This is a genomic window from Bifidobacterium pseudolongum subsp. globosum (genome assembly GCF_004155535.1).
Classification (GTDB): domain Bacteria; phylum Actinomycetota; class Actinomycetes; order Actinomycetales; family Bifidobacteriaceae; genus Bifidobacterium; species Bifidobacterium pseudolongum_C.
In genome coordinates, this window is the sequence record NZ_RYUH01000004.1 from 139,558 (window position 1) to 158,002 (window position 18,445).

Annotated in this window: 13 protein-coding genes; 9 read left to right on the forward strand and 4 right to left on the reverse strand. The window is 63.1% G+C overall.

Annotation, left to right across the window (positions count from 1 at the left end):
* Positions 1–9: 9 nt before the first annotated feature.
* Both tmk and PG2093B_RS01135 read left to right on the forward strand, forming a co-directional pair.
* The gene (gene tmk, locus PG2093B_RS01130) at positions 10–636 is read left to right on the forward strand and encodes a dTMP kinase (protein ID WP_129896778.1); all 627 of its coding nucleotides are present in this window, start codon (positions 10–12) and stop codon (positions 634–636) included.
* 6 nt (positions 637–642) lie between these two features.
* Positions 643–1,800, forward strand: a complete 1,158-nt coding sequence (locus PG2093B_RS01135; protein ID WP_129896779.1) for a DNA polymerase III subunit delta' — start codon at positions 643–645, stop codon at positions 1,798–1,800.
* Positions 1,801–1,887: 87 nt separating this feature from the next.
* On the opposite strand, the gene PG2093B_RS01140 is transcribed toward PG2093B_RS01135, so the two are convergent.
* Positions 1,888–2,151, reverse strand: coding sequence for an HPr family phosphocarrier protein (locus tag PG2093B_RS01140; protein ID WP_022858101.1), 264 nt, complete (start codon positions 2,149–2,151; stop codon positions 1,888–1,890).
* A 258-nt stretch (positions 2,152–2,409) separates the two neighbouring features.
* Here PG2093B_RS01140 and ptsP point away from each other — a divergent pair, with 258 nt between their 5' ends.
* The 5 genes from ptsP (at position 2,410) to PG2093B_RS01165 (ending at position 9,982) form a co-directional block, all read left to right on the forward strand.
* The gene (gene ptsP, locus PG2093B_RS01145) at positions 2,410–4,077 is read left to right on the forward strand and encodes a phosphoenolpyruvate--protein phosphotransferase (RefSeq protein WP_129896780.1); all 1,668 of its coding nucleotides are present in this window, start codon (positions 2,410–2,412) and stop codon (positions 4,075–4,077) included.
* Positions 4,078–4,156: 79 nt separating this feature from the next.
* A complete protein-coding gene (locus PG2093B_RS01150) occupies positions 4,157–4,711 on the forward strand; it encodes a YbhB/YbcL family Raf kinase inhibitor-like protein (protein WP_129896781.1) in 555 nt (184 codons plus the stop codon).
* A gap of 137 nt (positions 4,712–4,848) precedes the next feature.
* A complete protein-coding gene (locus PG2093B_RS01155; protein ID WP_129896782.1) occupies positions 4,849–6,462 on the forward strand; it encodes a C69 family dipeptidase in 1,614 nt (537 codons plus the stop codon).
* A gap of 211 nt (positions 6,463–6,673) precedes the next feature.
* Complete coding sequence (locus PG2093B_RS01160; RefSeq protein ID WP_129896783.1) at positions 6,674–8,287, forward strand: C69 family dipeptidase; 1,614 nt, start codon at positions 6,674–6,676, stop codon at positions 8,285–8,287.
* A gap of 177 nt (positions 8,288–8,464) precedes the next feature.
* Positions 8,465–9,982: a formate--tetrahydrofolate ligase gene (locus PG2093B_RS01165; protein ID WP_129896784.1), complete on the forward strand. Its 1,518-nt coding sequence runs from the start codon at positions 8,465–8,467 to the stop codon at positions 9,980–9,982.
* Positions 9,983–10,150: 168 nt separating this feature from the next.
* On the opposite strand, the gene PG2093B_RS01170 is transcribed toward PG2093B_RS01165, so the two are convergent.
* On the reverse strand, positions 10,151–10,498 hold the full coding sequence (locus tag PG2093B_RS01170) for a phenylpyruvate tautomerase MIF-related protein (protein ID WP_095507386.1): 348 nt from the start codon (positions 10,496–10,498) through the stop codon (positions 10,151–10,153).
* Positions 10,499–11,001: 503 nt separating this feature from the next.
* Here PG2093B_RS01170 and PG2093B_RS01175 point away from each other — a divergent pair.
* Complete coding sequence (locus PG2093B_RS01175; protein ID WP_165369666.1) at positions 11,002–11,814, forward strand: DUF559 domain-containing protein; 813 nt, start codon at positions 11,002–11,004, stop codon at positions 11,812–11,814.
* Positions 11,815–12,053: 239 nt separating this feature from the next.
* On the opposite strand, the gene PG2093B_RS01180 is transcribed toward PG2093B_RS01175, so the two are convergent.
* Together PG2093B_RS01180 and PG2093B_RS01185 are read right to left on the reverse strand one after the other, a co-directional pair.
* Positions 12,054–12,980 (reverse strand): hypothetical protein, encoded by a 927-nt coding sequence (locus tag PG2093B_RS01180; RefSeq protein WP_129896786.1) that lies wholly within the window; start codon positions 12,978–12,980, stop codon positions 12,054–12,056.
* Between the two features lie 28 nt (positions 12,981–13,008).
* Positions 13,009–13,680, reverse strand: a complete 672-nt coding sequence (locus PG2093B_RS01185; RefSeq protein ID WP_129896787.1) for a histidine phosphatase family protein — start codon at positions 13,678–13,680, stop codon at positions 13,009–13,011.
* A 480-nt stretch (positions 13,681–14,160) separates the two neighbouring features.
* Between PG2093B_RS01185 and PG2093B_RS01190 the strand changes: the two genes are divergently transcribed.
* Positions 14,161–18,327 carry a prealbumin-like fold domain-containing protein gene (locus PG2093B_RS01190; RefSeq protein ID WP_129896788.1) on the forward strand — a complete coding sequence of 1,389 codons (4,167 nt, stop codon included), beginning with the start codon at positions 14,161–14,163 and terminating at the stop codon, positions 18,325–18,327.
* The last annotated feature ends 118 nt before the right edge of the window (positions 18,328–18,445 follow it).

Consider the following 18,445-nt stretch of genomic DNA (forward strand, 5'->3'; position numbering starts at 1 on the left):
TGCGAGCGCATGGCCACACCGACCACACGCGGACTGTTCATCTCGTTCGAAGGCGTCGACGGCGCCGGCAAGACGACGCAGGTCGAGCGTCTCGCCGAGTTCTGGCGTGCGCGCGGCCGTGAGGTCGTCGTCACGCGCGAACCGGGCGGCACCGAGCTTGGCACGCGGATCCGCCAGCTGCTGCTGCACGGGGCGGAGCCGATCGCACCGCGCACCGAGGCGCTGCTGTTCGCCGCGGACCGCGCGCAGCATGTGGCGCAGGTCGTGCGCCCCGCGCTCGACCGCGGTGCGATCGTCATCACCGACCGGTACCTCGATTCGTCGCTCGCCTACCAGTCGGGCGGCCGCGAACTGACCGCCGACGACGTGCGCGCGTTGAGCCTGTGGGCCACGGGCGGCCTGCTGCCGGCGCGCACGTATCTGCTTGACATCGACCCGGAGGTCTCGCTCGGCCGACTCGAACACGAGCAGGACCGCATGGAGTCGGCCGGCGCGGCATTCGCCCGCCGCACGCGCGCCGCGTTCCTCAATCTCGCCGAGCGCGAACCCGAGCGGTTCCTCGTGCTCGACGCGCGCGAGCCGATCGGGCGCATCGCCGCGGTGATTTGCCAAGACAGTGCGAATCTGGTTGGGTGAATCCGTATGAGTGTATGGGATTCCATTGTGGGCCAGCCGCGCGTGGTGGACCAGCTGCGCGCCGTCAGCAGCGGCGACGGGCGTGCTCTGGCGCAGTCGTGGCTCATCTGCGGGCCGCCCGGGTCAGGCCGGTCGCATGTGGCGCGCGCGTTCGCCGCGGCGCTCGAAAGCCCCGACCACGGGCTTTCCGAAACGCCGACGCGCGTGACCGAGCAGGTGCTCGCCGGCACACACCCCGACGTGACGACGCTCACGACCGACAAAGTGACGATCGGCATCGACGACGTGCGCAGCCTCATCGGCACGGCCGAGCAGACACCGAGCACGGCGCCGTGGCGCATCATCATCATCGAAGATGTGGACCGCATGCTCGAACGCACCACGAACGTGCTGCTCAAGGAGATCGAGGAGCCGAGCCCGCGCACCATCTGGCTGTTGTGTGCGCCGAGCGCGCAGGATGTGCTGCCCACGATCCGCTCGCGCACGCGCATCGTCAATCTGGGCGTGCCCGACGACGCGGATGTGGCCGCGTACTTGGAACGCAGTTGCGGCGCGGACCGGGGCACGGCGGCGCGTGTGGCGCGTCTCGCCGAAGGGCACATCGGCATCGCCGCGCTCTACGCGCGCGATGCGCAGGTGCTCGCCGACCGCGACGAACTCGTGGTCGGCGTGCTGGGCCTGGCGCGCGCCTCGCAGGCCGTGCTGCTCGCCGATTCGCTCATCGCGAGCGCGAAGGCGCAGGCGCAGGCGGACGTGGACCGGCAGGCCGAGCGCGCGCAGCAGGAGTTCCGGCGCGTCAACGGGCTGGGGGAGGACGACCGCGTGCCGCCGAGCCTGCGCGGCATGTACAACGCGCTGACGAAGAAGGATGAGCTCAAACGGCAGGCCACGCGCCGCCAGCGCGACGTGCTCGACCGCGCGCTCAACTCGGTGGCGAGCGTCTACCGCGATGTGGCGGTGTTGCAGAACGACGCCGAAGGCTCGGTGGGGCTCGTGAACGTGGAGAACCGCAAGGCGATCGTGGACCTGTCGGTGGCATTGCGCCGCGAACAGGTGATCGAACGGCTCGACCGCATCGCCGTGGCGCGCCGCCGCCTGATCGGCAACGTCAATCCGCAGCTGGTGTTCGAGGCGCTGTTCTGCGAGCTGTTGCCGCAGCGGTGATCGGCGTGCACAAGGGCGCATACGGAAAGGCCCGCGGATCGCGTACTGCGAACCGCGGGCCTTTCCGTATGCGATGTGTACCGCGGATCAGACGGCGAGCAGCGTGTTGATGAGCTCGTCGGCCACGGCCTCGGCGTTGTCGCCTTCCACGGTGATCTCCACCGTGTCGCCCTGCTTGACGCCCAGACCCATCACCGAGAGGATCGAATCGGCCTGCACCGGTGCGCCGTCGCCCTTCGCGATGGTCACGGTGCAGCCGCTCGCGCCGGCGGCCTGCGCGAACTGCGCGGCCGGGCGGGCGTGGATGCCCACGGGATCGTTGATCACGGTGCTACGAGTAGCGGTTGCCATAATGTGCTCCTTTGATAAGCAAACAACATGCAGCGGATGTACCGCAGACAGTGCACACGTTACCATGCCCACCTTGGGCGCACGCGCGATTAGCTGAGACCGGAAAACGGCCCCACGCGGCCGCGCGCGAGTAAAATTGCTGACGATCGATTCACTGGATTCCCGCGCCGCTCGCGTCGAGCCGCGCGCAGGCGTGCGCCGCGGCCGCGGTGTGTGCGACGCGCGTGCGGGAATGGGTGGGATGGAAGGAGTTCCCAAATGATTCTCAAAGGTGTGGGCATTGGCCGTGGTGTGGCCGTGGGCCCAGTGCTCCGTATGGCCGATCCGCTGCCGGAGCCGAAGGACGAGCCGCGTGCCGCGTCGGTGAGCGCCGAAGCGGAGAACGCGCGCGTCACGAAGGCGCTCGCCGCGGTGAACGCCGACCTCAACCGCCGCGCGCAGGAAGCCGCGAACGGCGACGAAGGCACCAAGCAGGCCGCCGAGATCCTGCAGGCCGTGGCCATGTTCGCCTCCGATCCTGCGCTCGCCGCGAACATCGCGAAGATGGTCGACGACGGCAAGACCGGCGAACGCGCCGTGCTCGAAGGCTTCGGCCAGGTCGAGGAGATGTTCCGCCAGATCGGCGGCTACCAGGGCGAGCGCGCCGCCGACCTGCACGACGTGGGCCAGCGCGTGATCGCCGAACTGATGGGCCGGCCGGCCCCCGGCGTGCCGCAGAGCGAGACGCCGTTCGTGCTCGTGGCCAAGGACCTTTCGCCCGCGGACACCGCGAGCCTCGACCTGGACAAGACGCTTGCGATCGTCACATCGGAAGGCGGCCCCACGTCGCACACGGCCATCCTGTGCCGTGCGCGCGGCATCGTGGCCGTCGTCTCGGCCGCCGAAGCCGTGGACCTGACCGACGGTGAGACCGTGATCGTCAACGCCGCCAAGGGCGAAGTGACGACCGACCCGACCGACGAACAGCTCGCCGCCGCACATGACGCGAAACTGCGCGCCGACAAAGCCAAGGAACTGCGCGGCCAGCCCGGCCAGCTCAAGGACGGCCACCGCATTCCGCTGCTCGCGAATGTCGGCAAGCCGTCGGACGCCAAGACGGCGCTCGAATACGGCGCGGAAGGCGTGGGCCTGTTCCGCACCGAGTTCCTGTTCATCGGCAACGAAGAGCCGCCGACCGTGGAGGAGCAGACGAAGGCCTACGCCGAACTGCTCGCGCAATTCCCCGGCAAGAAGGTCGTGATCCGCCTGCTCGACGCCGGCGCCGACAAGCCGCTGCCGTTCCTGACGCCCGAAGACGAGCCGAACCCGGCCCTCGGCCTGCGCGGCCTGCGCACGCTCGCGCAGCACAAGGCCGTGCTCGAAGGCCAGCTCAAGGCGCTCGCCGAAGCCGACGCACAGACCGCCGCCGACCTGTGGGTCATGGCGCCGATGGTGGCCGACGAATGGGAGGCCGAATACTTCACGAAGCTTGGCAAGAGCTTCGGCCTGAAGTTCGTGGGTTCGATGGCCGAAGTGCCGTCGATCGCCGTGATGGCCGACAAGGTCTCGCAGGTCACCGACTTCGTCTCGATCGGCACGAACGACCTGACGCAGTACACGCTCGCCGCGGACCGCACGCTCGGCTCCGTCTCGAACTACCAGACCGCATGGCACCCGGCCGTGCTGCGCGTCATCAAGATGATCTGCGAAGCCGGCAACAAGAACGGCATGCCGGTCGGCGTGTGCGGCGAGGCCGCGGCCGACCCGGATCTGGCCGTCGTGCTCGCGGGCCTCGGCGTCAACTCGCTGTCGATGACCCCGGTCGCCCTCGACGACGTGCGCGCGGAACTCGCGCAGCACACGCTCGAAGAGGCGCGGCAGATCGCCGCGAAGGCGCTCAACGGCGATTTCTACAACCCGCCGCAGTGGTGCGAACTGGGCGAGTGAGCCCGCTGACATGCCCGTGGGGCGCACTGGAAACGCCGGTGCGCCCCCGGGTGGCCAGCCCATGCGCCATACTGGGAACATGCTGATCACCGCAGATTTTTCCATCATCCCCAGCGCGTACGCCAAGGACGCGCCTGAAGACGCACGCGTCGACTCCGTGCCGTGCGTGTCGTTCCCCTTCACCATCGACCAGCTCAACCCGCGTGCGAAGTACCTGCACTGGGAGTTCAGCGATCCGGATTCCATCCCCGTGTGCGGGTTCGAATGGATCCACTGGACCGTGGCGAACCTGCCGGTCGACGCGATCATGTTCGACCCGAGCGACGCGCATGCGCTGTCGATTCCGGCCGATTTCTCGCGCTCGCTGCCCTCGATGGTGCCCGAGGCACTGCAGGGCCGCAACTCCTCCGCCTCGCCGTTCCTGAACCGCGGCTCCGCGCCGGCGCTCATCGAGCGTTACAACGGTCCGCAGCCGCCGGACAAGGACCACCAGTATGCGCTGCAGGTGTGGGGCACGAGCGAGCCGGTCGAAGGCCTGGAACAGGGCTTCTGGCTCAACGAGCTGCTCCACGGGCTCGAACGCGGCAAGTCCGTGTGCGACGCCGGTGGCGTGATGCTCATCGGCAAGGCCTGATTCACCGTTGCCTGTCGCCCGCATGTTCTCTTGCGGGATAATTCCATGGTTGTGCAGCCATGTTCCCATCTGGCCGTTGTAGAACTGCGTACTAGTACGTGCCTCTACGCAGGGCACACACGCAGGAAGGCTTGAACATGGCGTGCACAACGATCCTTGTGGGCAAGGGGGCCAGCTACGACGGCTCCACGATCATCGCCCGCAACGAAGACGACGAACCCGGTTCGTTCAACAACAAGAAACTCATCATCGTGCGGCCGGAGGACCAGCCGCGCACCTACACCAGCGTGAACGGCCATCTGACGATCGACCTGCCGCCGGAGCCGCTGCAGTACTCCGAGACGCCGAACTCGTTCACCTCCGCCGGTGTGTGGGGCGAGGCCGGCATCAACGAGGCGAACGTGGCCATGACGGCCACGGAGACGATCACCTCGAACGCGCGTGTGCTCGGCGCCGACCCGCTCGTACCGTACACGCCCGCGAAGGGCACCGAAGGCAGCGCGGATTACGAACCCGCGGTGCCCGGCGGCATTGGCGAGGAAGATCTCGTCACCATCGTGCTGCCGTACATCCACAGCGCGCGCGAAGGCGTGGAGCGCCTCGGCTCGCTGCTCGAGGAATACGGCACGTATGAGAGCAACGGCATCGGATTCAGCGATTCGAGCGAGATCTGGTGGCTCGAGACCGTGGGCGGCCACCATTGGATCGCGCGCCGCGTGCCCGACGACTGCTATGTGGTGAACCCGAACCGCCTGGGCATCGACGACTTCGACCTCGACGACGCGTTCGGCGACCAGGACGACTACATGTGCTCCGCCGACCTGCGCGAATTCATGCGCCGCCACCACCTGGACCTCGGGTGGGGCCCGGACGGCGAATTCAACCCGCGCGAGGCGTTCGGCTCGCATTCCGATATGGACCACGTGTACAACACACCGCGCGCATGGGCGATCGAACGCTACTTCAACCCGCTCGACGAGGCATGGGACGGCCCCGACGCCGACCTGACGCCCGCCTCCGACGACATTCCGTGGTGCCGCCAGCCCGACCACAAGATCACGATCGAAGACGTGGATTACGCGCTCGCGCTGCACTACCAGGGCACCGAATACGACCCGTACGGCAAGCGCGGCGACGCCTCGACGCGGCACATGTACCGCCCGGTCGGCATCAACCGCACATGCGAACGCTCGATCCTGCAGATCCGCCCGTACGCGCCGCAGGCCGACCGTGCGATCCACTGGATCACCTTCGCCGCCACGCCGTTCAACGCCACCGTGCCGTTCTTCGCGAACGTCGACGCGATGCCCGGCTACGTGAGCGACACCACGCCCACCGTCACACTCGACAGCTACTACTGGGCGAGCCGCCTGCTCGCCGTGCTCGGCGACAGCGACTACGCCGGCACCGTCGAACAGACCGCGCACTACAAGCAGACCGTGGCCGCGGCGGGCCATGAGCTGATCTTCGCGACCGACGAGCAGCTCGCGCGCCTTGGCGACCGCGACGCCCGCGGTGCCGCCGCGCGTGAGGTTGAGGACGAAGACGAGGCGATTGCCGCGGACGTGGAGCCGATGGATCCGGCCGAGGTCACGACCGCCACGCGTGACACCGAGGCGCGCGGTGTGCTCGCCGCCGCCAACGAGTCGATGGCGCGCCAGCTCAAGGAGCAGACGCAGGCCATGATCGCCGCGGCATTGCAGGCTACGAGCGTCAACATGAAGAACGCGTTCAGCATGGCCGATTTCTGATCCGCACGCGCGCCGGACCGCGCGAGGCCCGCATGCACATGGCCCGCACAATCCGCGCAATCATGCGCGGCGTGTGCGGGCCATGTGCGTGTGCGGCCGCCCTATCCGCATGATGGCTTGCTCTGGGCGTACCGGCGTGCAATGCTCTAAGGTGTCTGCGTATACTGCGCCCCGCACGGGGCGCCACCCGCTGTACACACGAGGAGCATCAATGAGCTGCACAACGATTCTGGTTGGCAGGGACGCCAGCTACGACGGATCGACGATCATCGCGCGCAATGAGGATTCATGCTTCGGGGAGTTCGACCCGAAGCGTTTTGCCGTGGTCAAGCCGGCCGACCAGCCGCGCACGTACACCACCGTGCAGAGCCATCTGACCGTGGCGCTGCCGGATGACCCGCTGCAGTATACGGCCGTGCCGAACGCCGACCCGCACATCGGCGAATGGGGCGAGGCCGGCGTCAACGAGGCGAACGTGGCGATGAGCGCGACCGAGACGATCACCACGAACGAGCGCGTGCTCGGCGCCGATCCGCTCGTCGAATACGTGCCGGCGAAGGGCGTGGAAGGCGAGGACGGCTATGAACCGGCGGTGCCGGGGGGCTTGGGCGAAGAGGATTTCGTGACCGTGGTGCTGCCGTACATCACGACCGCGCGCGAAGGCGTCGAACGGCTCGGGGCACTGCTCGAGGAAGTCGGCACGTACGAGTCGAACGGCGTCGCGTTCAGTGACGCGAACGAGATCTGGTGGTTCGAATCCGTGGGCGGCCACCATTGGATCGCCAAGCGCGTGCCCGACGACTGTTATGTGACGATGCCGAACCAGCTCGGCATCGACGAGTTCGACCTCGATGACGCGTTCGGCGCACAGCAGGCCTGCATGTGCTCTGCCGACCTGCGCGAATTCATCGCGCGCAACCACCTCGACCTTTCGGTGGAGGGGCTGTCCGCGTTCGACCCGCGCTCGGCGTTCGGCTCGCACTCCGACGCCGACCACGTGTACAACACGCCGCGCGCATGGTACATGCAGCGGTATTTCAACCCGTATGACGAGGTCTGGGACGGTCCGGACGCCGACCACAAGCCGACCGGCGACGACATTCCGTGGGCGCGCCAGCCGGAACGCAAGATCACGGTCGAAGACATCAAATACGTGCTGAGCTCGCACTACCAGGGCACCGAATACGACCCGTACGGCACGCTTGGCACCGAGGCGACGCGCCACCTGTTCCGGCCGATCGGCATCAACCGGCAGAACCATCTGGCCGTCATGCAGATCCGCTCCTACCGCCCGCAGGTCAACCGCGCCGTGCAGTGGCTCACCTACGCGTCCAACCCGTTCAACGCGCTCGTGCCGTTCTTCCCGAACGTGGACGACACGCCCGCGTATCTGCGCGACACCACCACGCGCGTCACCACCGAGAACATGTATTGGGAAAACCGCATCATCGCCGCGCTGTGCGATGCACAGTTCGCCGAGACAAGCGCCGCGGTGGAGCGGTTCCAGCAGAAGATGGGCGCGCTCGGCAACCGCATCGTCGCGGCGGCGGACGCGAGGGTCGACGAGCTCGTCGGCGCCGATGCGCAGGCGGAAGAGAAGCTCGACGAGCAGTATGAGGCGGACGATATCTCCGAAGACATCGAGCCGATGGAACCGGCGGACATCATCGCCGCCGTACGCAACGCCGATGTGCGTGCCGCGCTTGAGCAGGCGAACGACGAGATGGCGGCGCAGCTCAAGGATGGCACCGACGACCTGCTCAACAGCGTGCTCTACACGGTGAGCATGAAGATGCGCAACGGCTACAACCGCTCCGACAACTGATTACTGGGCGGCCGGGCCTCTGTGTGTGCGGCTGTCCGTGGCTAGGTGATAGCCACGGACAGCCGCCATAGGGGAGGGGCCGCGCGCACTGTTCGCACAGTGACACGCGCGGGCTCGCGGCCGTGGTGTGCTGATATGTTGAAAAGGCAGCACAACATCCGCGGAAAGGAACGTGTAGTGACGCTCATCGAGCAATTCACCAAGCCTTACGGGCTGGTAGAGAAAATCGACGCCTTCGGTTATCTGGACTATCTCAAGAATCATCCTGACGCTCCCCGTAAGCACGGCAAAGTCGTGCTCGTCACCGCGGACACGCCGCTCAAGGCGTCGCGCGGCGAAGGCAAGACCACCACAACCATCGCACTGATCGACGCGCTCAACGCGCGTGGCATCGACGCCGCCGCCGTGCTGCGCCAGCCGAGCATGGGCATCACCGCCGCCGGGTCGAAGGGCGGCGCGTCGGGCGGTGGCAGTGCGTCGCTGACCCACCCCGAGCTCATCGACTGGGGCCTGTGCGGTGAGATGGGCGCGATCGAAGCCGCGCAGAACCTGCTTGTTTCGTTCGCGGAGAAAGCCGTGGATGACGGGCTGCTCGACGACGTGCTCGTGCCGCGCGTCTCCGAAGTGCCGTCGCGCTCGCTGCGCTCGATCGTGGTGGATGCGGGCAAGAACGACGTGCACGAAAAGGTCGTGCTGACGCCGACGTGCGAACTCATGCAGATCGTCGTGCTTTCGCGCTCGATGGACGAGATCGCCGAGCGCGTGGCGAAGATGATCGCCGGCACGAAGGACGGCAAGGCCGTGACGTTCGGCGAGTTCATCGACCTGTGGCGCATCACCGACATCCTCGGTGACGCCGTCAAGCCTGCCAAGACCGAGACCGTCAACGGCTCGCCGGTGTATGTGCACGGCGGCCCGTTCGCCAACGTGTCGATTGGCATCCCCTCGCTCGTCTCCGTGGAGATGGCGTGCGCGGAGCACGACGTCGTGATCGTCGAGGCCGGGTATGGCGCCGACGCCGGCGCGCAGAAATGGCTCGACATCGCGTGCCGCGAGTACGGCGCGCAGTGGCCGAGCGCGGCAGTCGTGGTGACGCGCGCGTCCACGTGGCGCGACGATCCGGCGCTGCAGTGGCGCTATCCGTTCCACGTGAAACGTCTCGAAGAACTCAACATCCCCACGTTCCCGCTCATCAATCTGTGGGCCGGCGAAGACGACCAGGTGCCGGCGCTGCGCGAGACGGCGAGCGGGCTCGGGTTCCGCGCGCCGATCATCGGCAACCTGTTCCGCGACGGCGGCGACGCGCTTGTGCCGCAGCTCGACGAGTTCGTGGGCGCGGTGACCGACGGCGAGCCGCTCGAGACGCCGCCGAGCCACAAGGGCATGGACCTGATCGACAATCTGCACTGGGTGTGTGAGAACGCGTACGGTGTGCCCGAGGCGCGCGTCGTCGAGAAGGCCGGGTTCGCGCAGTCGCTCGAGGCGGCGCGTGAGCTGTGTGAGAGCGCGGGCATCGCGTTCGACGACCTCGCGCTCGTTGCGGTCAAGTCGCCGGCGACGATGACCGACGACGACACCGCGCCGGCCGACGAGCGCACCGTGACGCTGAAGAAGGTGGACGTGCATTCGGGTGCGGGGCTCGTGCATGTGAACCTGACGACGTCGCTCACTACGCCGATGCCGAAGATCGTGTGAGCCGTACGCGCATGCGCGCTTTGTGACTCGTGACCGTAGGGCCGCAATCGTTGGACGATTGCGGCCCTTGTGTTGTATTACGTGGTTCCTGTGTGGGGTGGTTGTGGGGTTGGCGTCAGGTTCATCGGAATCCATCGCCACTACTCAACTATGCGCTCGGAGCGGATATCAGAAATTGCCGCCGTTCCAACCCCAGTCGGCGGTGCCTGTGTAGCGGATGTAGGTGCGGTCGGCGGGCACGTTCAGCGTGTCTTGCAGGGCGTCCATGATCTGCGGGGTCAGCTTCTCCCACGCGCTCTTCGGGACGGACGTGCCGAAGACGTTCACTTCGACGTACGCGACCGGGGCGTCGTCGGAGCCGCCGAAGTACATCGGCACATTGTCTTCGAACAGGCACATGAGCCAGCCTTCGGACTTGCCGGGCACCGCGGTGATCGCCTGGCCGAAGAGGTTCTTGAGTGTGTCGCGCTGTTCTTGCGTGGTCGGAACGGAAACATGGGTGTGAATGACTGGCATGGTTGCTCCTTGCATGCTTGTGTACGGCGGCACGGATTGTGCCGCGCTCCCTTTCTCACTGTAGTCGTTGCCGCCGCCTGTGCCCCGGGTGTTTGCCCGCCCTTGCGTCTGTCTGTTTCTTTTTTCTTGTTACGGGTAGTGTTCTAACCGCTACGGGTAGTGCTTTTCCACCAACGCATCGGGTAGAAACCTCCATTTTCCGCCATTTTTATCCGGCTCTTGCAATCCGAAGCACTACCCGTAGCGAAGGGAGCACTACCCGTAGCAATACCGCAATCATCGACACGCGCATAGGGGCGCCTGTACACATAGTCGTGTTCAGCTGGTGCTCAACCGCGTATGCACCTTACCGTCGACGCATGAACACATATATGCATACAATGAATGACCCGACCACACCCATGACGCAGTTGTTGGAGACAACCGCGGACCGCACACTGGACGAATGTCGGAAGCTGTGTAAACGCAGGAGAGACAATGGGGCACGACTGGTGTTTTGCCACATGACCGCCTTGAAACTTCTGGGCATCCCGCTCCCACGCATCCCACGTCGGTACGCCGCGATGCTTGGCAACGAGGGCGAGTTCCATGCATTGCTGCCGCGGCGCAACACCCGTTACCACGCGAAGAATGTCCGCTTCTTCAGCGTGAACATGCCCGTGGATGTTGTGGATGTGACGCCGGAAATCAGATGCGTCGGTCCTCTTGGCACATGGTTCATGCTGTCTCCATTCCTGTCGCTGCCTGAGCTGGTGACTCTGGGATGTTGCATCATGATGCCGCATGCATTGCATGGCCAGCAGTATGCCGTGGCGGATTTTGAGGATCACGTGGAGTATGCGGGCGGTCTTGTTCGATGCAATGAGCGGCGTCGATCGCCACGCGGCATTGTGCATGCCCGGTATGCCGTGCAATTGATGCGCGAGAAATTGGCATCTCCGATGGAAGCGCGTCTCATGCTCCTTCTCATCGTGCGTGGATTCCCGGAATTCGAAGTGAATTATCCTATTCGAGTGCATTCCGGTGAGTGCTACTACGGAGACATCGTCTTTGTGAAGGAAAGAACCATTGTGGAATACGACGGTGTATTCCATCAAACGCAGTGGGAACGCGATAGCGTACGTAGGAACCGCTTGGAGGAATCCGGGTGGAGGTATGTGCAGGTCACGCGGAATGATTTTGCTTCTGCCGATGCTGAACAGTTGTTGGCTGACCGTATAGGCGCCGCGTTGAAAAGCCAGACCGGCAGGACATATATGACACTGCCCGTAACCACATTGGAACAGCTTGCCAAGCAACGCTTGGAAGGCAGGTAAAACATCGCTTTTCCGCAGTCCATTGGCCACCTTCATCAAACAGCGATTCTCCAGAAATCGGCATTTCTTGTTGGGGGCCGGCATCTTCTTCGCTACGGGTAGTGTTCCAACTGCTACGGGCAGTGCTTTTTCGCCGCGGGACCGAGTAGGAACCTCGGAAAATGGCGGTTTCTACTCGAGGTGCGCTGCTAGAAGCACTACCCGTAGCGAGAGAAGCGCTACCCGTAGCGGGGAGAGCGCTACAACTCCACTTCGGGCTTGGTGGGGTCGTCCTTGATGTGCGCGAACTTGGCGGCCAAGGCCTCTTTGTTCTTGCGCTCATCCTCTTCCTTGGCGCGCTTCTTCGCCTCGGCCGGATCCCACAACACGTCTTCGCGGTGTTTGCGCCATTCCGCCGCGGCGAGCGGCCCGAGCACCTGCGCCAGCACGGCGGCGCTGTCTTCGGCGTCGGTGCTGCCGTTCGGCGTGGCGTAGGCGGTCACGATGCCGTGGTATTGTTCGGCCGTCATAAATATGCCCGGCACGCCGATCGCCTCCGCGTATGCATTGGCGAACGGCACGAACGGCAACGCCAGCCGTTCGACGCCCATCACGCGGTCCGTCGGCGCACCGCCGCTATGCGGGGCCGCTGCGCCACCCAATTGCGCTTCCGTCTGGTCCAGCGCGGCATGCATGAGCTCGTCAAACAACGCGATGACCGCGGCGAACCGCCACGCGAATGGTTTGCCGTCCAGCCCGCCGTCCTGCGCCGACAGCGCTCCGTCCACGGTCTTCGCCACGGCCGTTTGCGTCTGCTCATCCCACTCGATGCCCAACGTGCGCGCCATTTCGAGCAGTTGCGGCGTCTCGGGTTCGCTCAGCCCGTCGAGCGCATCGTTCGCCGCGAGTAATGCATCAACAATGCTCTGCAGCCGCCCGGGAATCGACTCCGCGCCTTCATACACAAACTCGGCGTCGGGCATGCTGACCGCCTCGCCCGTCATGACCTGCGCCAATGTACGGCTGAGCCGCACCTGCAGGTTCTCCGCATACTGGGCGTCGTTACCCATGTGCGCGGCGCTTGTGAGCGGCCACAGTCCCACGAGTTCCTCGCCTGTCTGCGCCGCCTGCCGTACAGCGGGCATTGCCGCGATCTGTTCGATGCTCACATTGTTGTTTCGATCCATGTTGTGCCTCCTGGAAAACTGTCTGTTGTCATGCGCGCGCGGCCTCGGCCCGCGCGACGGGATCCGCGTATGTGATGCCGAGCACGTTGTGCGTCGCGTTGTCGTAGGTGATGGAGGTGACCGACGCGAGCGCCGTCTTGCGCAGCAGCATGTTGTGCTCGGGGTGGCCTGTTTCGAGCATGTGCCGGTATGACCAGATCGGTGATTCGTGCGAGACGACGATGATCTGCTCGCCGGGATGCTCGTCGACTTTTTCGAGCGCGAAATCCTGCACGCGGCTGGCGATCGACCGGTAGCTTTCGCCCCATGTGGGGCGCCACAGGTTGCGCACGAGTTTGAGGTTCTCCGGTTTCCACAGCGCGCCGTCGCCGTGGCCGATGCGCTTGCCGCGGAATTCATTGCCCGCTTCGATGAGTCGTTTGTCGGTGAGCAGTTCGAGCTGTTCCTGCCCGCGTTCGTCGCGCAATGCGTTCAGCTCGATCAGGATGGCGTCCGCCGTCTCGCGGGTGCGGTCGAGGGGCGATGAGTAGACGGCGGTCGCGGTGTTGAGCTGTGGGCTTGCCGCGATGTACCGGCCGGTGGTTTCCGCCATGCGCCGCCCTGATGTGGAGAGGTGGAATCCGGGTAGCCGTTCGTACAGCACATGGTTGGGGTTGTAGACCTTGCCGTGGCGTACGAAGTTGATTGTGGTGGCCGTCATGCGCGCTCCTTGGATGCGTGTGGTTCTCCGGGCGCTTCGCGCTGTTGCGTGTGCCCGGAAAGTGCTGCCTCCTACCGTACTGTGCAGACGGTAAATATGGGGATTGCGGCGTTCCATCTGTCTGGTCGTCTGGCATGGCGACGACACGCCGTGACAACGTTGCCAGTCTGTTATGGGCCGTGGTGAATATATCGGCATGAGTAAGTGAAATGACTATTGTCCCGATCCTCTCATGTTGCATGAAATGTGCACCGTGAGCGTGGAGAAAACACCGCTATTTTGGCGGTTTATGTCACATAGTGAGGTTTTCGTGCGAGACGCGCAAAGCATTTTCTGAAAGCGTATTCAAAAAGAGGCAGAATAAGTAAATTCGTTTGACTAATATACTCTCTGAGCGTATATTGCAGGGTGCAATACGGCATGTTCGAGCAGCAGGCACAACGGTGAGGAGAGCGTGCCGGGAGTGGAGCGATGGCGATTATGCACAGGAGCGATGCCAAGGCCGGTATATCAGAGACGCGCGTTTGCGCTTGGAAACGTGCTGTAGTCGCGCTCGCCGTCGCTATCTCGTTGGTCTTCCTGCCCGTGGTGGGCACGACCGCAGTGGCGCAAGACGGCGCGTCTGCGGTCTCGCAATCCGATGCCGCCGGTGACACTGCATCCGCGTACCGGACATTGACGGCAGGCGAAATCGTCTCCGGGAAGTCGACGGTGATGCTGCGTGTCAATGGTCAGGAATACACACAGTTCAATACGCCGCCCATGCTGCCAGCGCACGCGAACCTGAAATTCGACCTCGACATCACCATCACCGACGACGCCATCCATAATGGCCATCCAGATGACCCGTCGCAGTATCGGTTGGATTGGGAATACCTGTTGCCGGTCGCCTACGATTCATTGAAGGGCGTTACCGATTCCAGCGGCAATGCCAAGGTCTATGTGATTGAGGACGGTGGCCAGACAGTAGGCGCCATGAAGGTCGTGAAAGGCTCTAATGGCAACGCTGTGCTGCAGGTCTCCTATGACCGTACCTATGTTAAGGACAACAACAAACACACCGGTTTCTTTTTCAGGTACACCGCCGATGCCGACTGGAAGGCAGACAGTCTTGACGACGAGCGCAAACAATCATGGGAGTTCCCCGGCGTCAGCACAGTGATTACTGTACAGCGCGAACCGTGGGGCGTCACCGGGCAGAAAAGCTGCACAAAACCCGATGTCGCCAGCCTGAAATCTACGTGCACCGTGACGCTCAATGCCGAAGACGATTTCGACAATTTCGAATTCTCCGATACGCCGCAGGACGCGTTGGTGATCAAGGATGATTTTTCGATGGCCGGTATGGAAGGACCGTGGACACCGAGGTTCAACTATGTGGAGGATGCTGCTGGGCGTGTGGCAAACGTGTCATTGGATCAATCGTCGCTGCCCCGGCATGGGGATCCCGAGACGCCATACCTGCCCAAAGGCGCATACACGATAACCTATACAACACAGATAGATGCAAAACTCGCCACGACGAAACCCAATGACTCCAACCATTACGCGAATGCCGGCAACACCGCGACATGGAAGTGGAAAGACCATGATGAAGTGAGCAGCACGGTCGAACCGGAAGTGCCCTCCGCCCATTACAACTGGGTACAGAAAAACGGCAACTGGGAATACGGTCAGAACGGCAGTAAACGCATCCGGTGGGAGGTACAGATCAACACCGCCAGCGACAAATTCGATCTGAGCAACTACACGTTCGTCGATACTCTGCACGAGGGGCATGAGTACGACGAGACAGCGGGTGTGACCGTCAACTACGACTGGCAGGGGGCACAGCGGGTTGACAATGTGGAGAATTCGGGATTTGCCTACAATGCCGATCCCTCAGGCAATGCCGATCCCTCAGGATTCACCTTCCAGTTCCCCAAATTCTCAGAGGGTGAGGGGCGGAAGACCTGCTCGATTGTGTATTACACGACGGTGTCGGATCCCAATATTTTGGAACTGAAGAACACAGGTGTACTCCGATGCACGGAGGGTAACTGCGCTCCGCAGCCAGGGGGCCCTGTTGATGCGGTGGTACGCGACAAGTTCAACGATAAGCTGCTGACGAAGACATCGACCAAACCGGAGAACGGATATGAGGAGGTCGCGGGCGGTGTCTACAAGGTGCCGTGGCAGATCGATTTCAATCCCAAAGACTATAAGAACATCACCGATCTGTTCCTGTACGAGGACTGGATTCACGGCAATTCGGATGGCAATACACAACATATGTGGTACAGCAAGGATTATCTCGATCTGAAACTTCAGGAACAGGACGAAGGCGAGCAATGGTCTGTCATTGACCCTGCCGAATATACAGTGGTCGAGGCGAACAGGAACAACCCCGATGGAGGGTGTACGCAGGAGACCCGCGATGACCGTGCGGATGTCTGCTATGCCGCCGATGCCCGCGAACTGCCCGGCGGGACGGATTATCCCAGCGGCTGGTACCACGATGGCGGACGCAACTCCGTGGACACCTATGGCAACCATGACGGTGCGCCGGCCTTCCGCGTTGTGTTCAAAAATCGCGAACGGCGTTTCACGAAGAAGCTGCGCATCACCTACAACACGCTGTGCGACGGCGCTCCGGACAAGTACCATAATTACGCGAAGTTCATGTACAAAATCAACGGAACACCGCACTACGAGGTCCCCCAAACGGATGTCGAGTTCGCATTGGGCAACACGGCGGGCAAGATGGTCCGCGCCAACAACGATGGCGGTCTCGGGTGGAAAGACAGCGCCGTTGCCGGGCAGGTGCCGGATCCCGACCATCCTGGGCAGACAATGGATGGATGGACGGCGCATTGGCGCGTCTGGTCCAACGGCGTGAAATCATGGTGGTTCTGTGATTGGCTCACCGATCCGAATGGCAAACCCTACAAGGTCGATATTCCAGGCATGAACGGCATCAAGGACCTGTCAGAGGTCAAGCAGATCAAGGTCACTGATACATTGCCTTCGAACAAATGGCATCTGAACACCAACAAGCCTGTATTCGGTTGGTTCGTGTCGATGCCTGATCCCGACACCCTGAAGATCGACGATGGCAGGGGAGGGACGAAGGAGGTCAAAGCGTGGCCTACCGAGTGGAACGAACGCACCAAGAACGACGAGGCTGCCGAACAGTGGCACGTGTTCAACATCACGCAGAATGGAACCTGCGAAGATAAGAAAGGTGTGCGCGGGACGTGCGCCACATACAGCGAGAGCAGTGGCCAGATCATCTTCACCATTCCCAATGACAATACGTTGTCCAATTGGGATTTTCAAGGCGATCCCAAGAATGAGGACGTCGAACTGAAGGAAATCAAAGGCACGAATCCGACGACGGGTGCCGATGAATCGCACATCCCGGTGCAAGGGCATTCGATCATCGTGCTCGAATTCGACACGTTCATTACACAGGAGGGCGCCCAGCTCGCAGACAACAGCACACAACAGGTGACCAACCGCATCGATTTCGATCTGGGCGATCGGCAAAGCTATGCGGCTTCCGGCACCACGACGATCGCCAAGGGCGACAATGTGCGGTTGAACAAGTGGGGGCAGCCCTTGAGCGACAACAAGATCCTGTACACCGTCGACATTGATACCAAGAAGATACGGGACAACCGCGGGTATGATTTCAATGCAGGTGAGTGGCTGACGCTCGAAGACCAATTGGGGTCCCCGAATGCGGAATATGTGCGCAGTTCATTCGAGTTGAAGATAGATGACCACAAATTGGGGGCCGAATATCTGAACCTGCAGTTCGGCACCCATAATGGCACCGAGACAGTGACGGCCCGCATCCGGGGAGACGCACGGTTGAACGCGGATAGGAATCTGAACACCGCCAATGTATGGCTGCGGTATGAAGTGCGGGTCAAAGGCGTGATCGGTCAACAGCTCCAGATCAGCAACACAGCCAAGATGAAAGGCTCCAGCAACAGCGCATCCAACACCACCCAGTACATCACCATCGCCAAATCCTCAGCCGATATGGGTGCCAAGGGTGCGACCGTGCTGACCAAGGTAGATGGCAGTGGAGATGGCACAGCGCGTCTGCCAGGGGCACAGTTCAAGGTCTGCGAAGTGGATACCAGCAACACGGCTTCCATGACCTATAGCACCGGTGCCGACGGCAAGAGGCAGCAGCCTTGGACCTGTGCTGGTACGTTCCGCACAGCGACCACGGACTCCAACGGCCGCATCAAATTCATGTCGACGGAATCCGACAGCGCAAGCAGTGCTGCTGAGGACCAAGTCACCGGTCTCGAGGTCAACACGCTGTATGTGGCATGGGAGACGACAGCCCCGAATGGGTACCTTCTGGATGATGCGCCACATTACTTCTATATCGCCGATGACTCGAATGCGGGTACAAGCGACCAGACGTCGAAGCTGAATACCCTACGGGATTATGTGGTCAACAAGGCACTGGTCGTCACGAGCTCCAGCTTCACGGTGGGTGACCTGCCCGACCCCACGGTCACACTGCCCTCCGCAGGTGGGCGCGACATGCATCTCATGGCCTTCGGCTTCGCAGTTCTGGCGGCCGGCATGTGCCTCGCCGTGGTCGCATCCGGCCGCGGGGCGAAAGGCCGTCACGCCGCATAGCGCATAGGCGCCGTTCCTGTGGGCGGTTCAGTCATTCGAGATATTTTTCGAAAATCACACAGCAGCCCGTTTTCACCGCGTGTCGCGCCGGTGGGTGCGACTAATGTGGCCGTGTCCG